General features: G+C 69.1%; 1 protein-coding gene. It reads right to left on the minus strand.

The window, feature by feature from the left end:
* Nucleotides 1-3: 3 nt before the first annotated feature.
* Nucleotides 4-709, minus strand: a 706-nt coding sequence (locus tag B351_RS0104690; RefSeq protein ID WP_019397893.1) for an MFS transporter, incomplete at its 5' end; no start/stop codon positions are given.

Here is a 709-nt window from a genome sequence, read left to right on the forward strand (position 1 = left end):
CGCTCATCCCTGCATCTGCTCCAGTTCGCGGCCTCGGGTCTCGCGCACGAACCGCAGCACGAAGAACACCGACAGGAACGCCGCCGCCGCGTACAGCCCGTAGGCCGCGGCCAGGCCGATGCCCGCCAGCAGCATCGGGAACGTCCAGGTGATCACGAAGTTCGCCACCCATTGCGCCAGGCCCGCCACCGCCAGGCCCGAACCGCGGATCTGGTTCGGGAACATCTCGCCCAGCATCACCCACATCACCGGGCCCCACGAGGCGTTGAAGAACACCACGTAGGCGTTGGCCGCCACCAGCGCCACCACGCCCATCTGCCCCGGCAGCTGCAGCTTGCCGGCCGCGTCCAGCGTCCCGGTCGAGAACGCCCACGCCACCACCGCCAGCGTCACCGCCATCCCCACCGAGCCGACCCACAGCAGCGGCTTGCGCCCCACCCGGTCGATCAGCACGATCGTCACCAGGCACGCGCCGATGCTCAGCGCACCGGACAGCACGTTGATCAGCAGCGCGTCGTTCTCCGAGAAGCCCACCGCCTGCCACAGCACCGCGCCGTAGTAGAACACCACGTTGATGCCCACCAGCTGCTGGAACGTGGCCAGGCCAATGCCCACCCATACGATCGGCCGCACCTTGCCGGTGGCCTTGCTGACCAGGTCAGACAGCCGCGGCCGGTGGTGGTCGGATGCCAGCGAGGCGTCGATCTCG

Origin of the sequence: Pseudoxanthomonas sp. GW2 (assembly GCF_000283075.1) — a bacterium.
Taxonomy (GTDB): Bacteria; Pseudomonadota; Gammaproteobacteria; order Xanthomonadales; family Xanthomonadaceae; genus Pseudoxanthomonas.